At 72.7% G+C, this 2,892-nt stretch carries 3 protein-coding genes; 2 read left to right on the top strand and 1 reads right to left on the bottom strand.

Annotated features, from left to right (window positions below; all coding sequences use genetic code 11):
* Positions 1-509 (top strand): GDP-mannose 4,6-dehydratase (locus V7Q31_RS18440; protein ID WP_333835303.1); only part of this gene is annotated, 509 nt, incomplete at its 5' end.
* A 252-nt stretch (positions 510-761) separates the two neighbouring features.
* Positions 762-1,958, top strand: a complete 1,197-nt coding sequence (locus V7Q31_RS18435) for a polysaccharide biosynthesis/export family protein (RefSeq protein ID WP_333835302.1) — start codon at positions 762-764, stop codon at positions 1,956-1,958.
* Positions 1,959-1,962: 4 nt separating this feature from the next.
* Here the strand turns inward: V7Q31_RS18435 and V7Q31_RS18430 are convergent.
* Positions 1,963-2,892: NAD-dependent epimerase/dehydratase family protein (locus V7Q31_RS18430; RefSeq protein ID WP_333835301.1), on the bottom strand; the 930-nt coding region annotated here is incomplete at its 5' end.

Genomic DNA, 2,892 nt, shown 5'->3' with positions numbered 1-2,892 from the left:
CCGACCTGCTCGTCGGCCAGTTCGCCGAGGAAGGCCTCGACGCGATCCGCTTCCGCCCGTTCAACCACACCGGCCCCGGCCAGGACGAGCGATTCGTCGCCCCGGCCTTCGCGGCGCAGATCGCGCGGATCGAGGCGGGTAAGGCGCCGCCCGCGATCCGCGTCGGCAATCTCGACGCCGAGCGCGACTTTCTCGACGTGCGCGACGTCGTCGAGGCCTATGCGTCGGCGCTGCTCGGCGCGCGGTCGATCGCGCCCGGGACCGTGATCAACCTCGCCAGCGGCGCGCCGCGGCGCATCCGCGACCTGCTCGACGCGCTGCGCGCGCGCGCGCGCGCTCCGGTCGCCGTCGAGACCGATCCGACCCGCCTGCGCCCCAGCGACACGCCCCGCACGGCCGGCGACGCCGCGCGCGCGCGCGCCATGCTCGACTGGGCGCCGCGCATCCCCTGGGAGACGACGCTCGACGATCTGCTGGCCGACTGGCGCGCGCGGATCGGCGCGAGGTAGCGCGACATCTGCCGCATAGAGATCCTCCGCGGCGCTCTTGGCGACGTCGGCGCGCGCGTCCTGCGCGGTCCGCATCGGCGGTCCTTCTCTCGGGAGCTCCCGCGCGTGTCACATCTACGCTGCGGCGCGGTCCGCGCCAACAGCTTGCGAAGCCCGCGCGTTCGCGCGATGGTCCGCCGACGGCGCCCGGCCCCGGTCGGAACCACAACGAAGCCCGCGCCGGGCGATCGAGGCGGAAGAACGGCCGAGCGGATGAACATCGGACGGCGGCGCGCGCTGCGCGCGATCGGAGCGGGTCTGTGGACCGGCGCGGGCGCGCTCGGCCTTTCGGGCTGCGCGGCGCTGCCGCGCAGCGGCCCGCTGGCCAGCCAGCTCGATCCCGACGAAGAGGACGGCGCGCTCGAAGGCCTCGTGGCGCGCGTGACGCCGGCGGTCGCCGCGCAGCTCGAGCGCCCTCCCGCCCGCCGCTTCCCCGAAGCCTTCCTCGAAGCGCCCGCGATCGACCCCGAGACGCTCGGCCCCGGCGACGAGATCGACGTGCTCGTCTGGGAGCCGGGCGGCGGCGGGGTCTTCGGCCCGCCGATCTCGGCGACCGAGGCCGACGGCGCGCAGACCGGGGCGGCGGCGCTGCAATCGGTGCGGATCGGCGCGTCGGGGGAGGTCTTCGTGCCCTTCGTCGGCGCCGTGCGCGCCGCCGGCCTGACGCCGGGCGCGCTGCGCGGGCGCATTCGCGATCGCCTCGCGCCGCTCAGCGCGGCCGCCGAAGTCGACGTGCGCGTGAGTTCGGCCGACAGCCGCTCGGTCACCGTGCAAGGCGCGGTGAACAGGCCCGGCGTCTATTTCCTCAAACGCGGCTTCACACGGCTCACGCCGCTGCTCGCGCTCGCTGGCGGCTCGCCCGGTCTGCCCGAGCAGGTCGAGGTCGCCGTGCGGCGCGGACAGGCGGCAGGCGCAGAGATGCTCGAGGACGTCTACGCCGATCCCGCGCTCGACATCGCGCTCCGGCCCGGCGACGTGATCGTGCTCAATCCGATCCGCGAGCGCTTCGTGGCGCTCGGCGCCTCGACGGCGCAGGCGGAGATCGTTTTCCCTACGCGCGAGCTGTCGGCCCTTTCGGCGCTCGGCGCCGCGGCCGGCCTGCGGGATTTCGACGCCGATCCGCGCGGCGTGTTCGTGCTCCGGCTCGAGGACCGGGAGCTGGCCGACGCGCTCCTGCCCGGGCCGCCCGCCGAAGGACTCGCCGACCGCGACCGCCGCGCCATCATCTACCGCCTCGATCTGACGAGCGCGGAGGGCCTCTTCGCCGCGCGCGCCTTCCAGATGCGCGACGGCGACCTGATGGTCTCAACCAACGCGCCGCTGACCGAACTGCGCAAGTTCGTCCAGATCTTCACCTCGGTCCTCACGCCGGTCCAGCAGTCGTTCGGCGTCGCGACGGTGGCGCCCTAGCGCCCTAGCGCCGCGCCCGCCAGTCGACGAACCAGGCGGCGAAGCGGCCGAGACCCTCGGCGAGCGGCGTGGCCGGGGCATAGCCGATCTCGCGCTCGAGCGAGGACACGTCGGCCCAGGTCTCGACCACGTCGCCGGGCTGCATCGGAAGGAAGCGCTTGCGCGCCTCGCGACCGAGCGCGGTCTCGAGCATGGCGATCATGTCGAGAAGGTTCTCGCGCCTGGTGTTGCCGACATTGTGGACGCGATGCGGCGCCCAGCTCGATCCGGGATCGGGCCGCATGGCGTCGAAATCGGGATCGGGCGCAGGGGCGCGCGCCGCGACCCGGACGACGGCGTCGGCCGCGTCGTCGACATAGGTGAAGTCGCGCGCCATCCGACCCTCGTTGAAGACGTCGATCGGTCGGTCCTCGATGATCGCCTCGGCGAACTTCCAGTAGGCCATGTCGGGCCGGCCCCAGGGGCCGTAGACGGTGAAGAAGCGGAGCCCGGTCGCCGGCAGGCCGAACAGATGGGCGTAGGAATGCGCCATCAGCTCGTTGGCCTTCTTGGTCGCCGCGTAGAGGCTGACGGGATGATCGACGCTGTCCGAGACGGCGAAAGGAAGCTTCTCGTTGCCGCCATAGACCGAACTCGACGAAGCGTAGACGAGATGCGCGATGCTCAGACGGCGGCATTCCTCGAGGATCGTCATGAAACCGACGAGGTTGGAGTCGACGTAAGTTTCGGGGTGGCTCAGCGAATAGCGCACGCCCGCCTGAGCCCCGAGATGGATCACGCGGCGCGGTCCGCACAGATCGAAGACCGCGCGCATCGCCCCGCGGTCGGCCAGATCGGCCTCGACGAAGCGGAACTCCGGCCGGTCGGCGAGCGTCGCGAGGCGGTCGCGCTTGAGGGCGACGTCGTAATAGGGGCAGAGATTGTCGGTCCCGAC

This window comes from Rubrimonas sp., assembly GCF_036788415.1.
In the GTDB taxonomy this organism is placed as follows: Bacteria; Pseudomonadota; Alphaproteobacteria; order Rhodobacterales; family Rhodobacteraceae; genus Rubrimonas.
The sequence above is the reverse complement of the archived record's forward strand: the minus strand, read 5'-3'. Positions and strand labels throughout refer to the sequence as shown.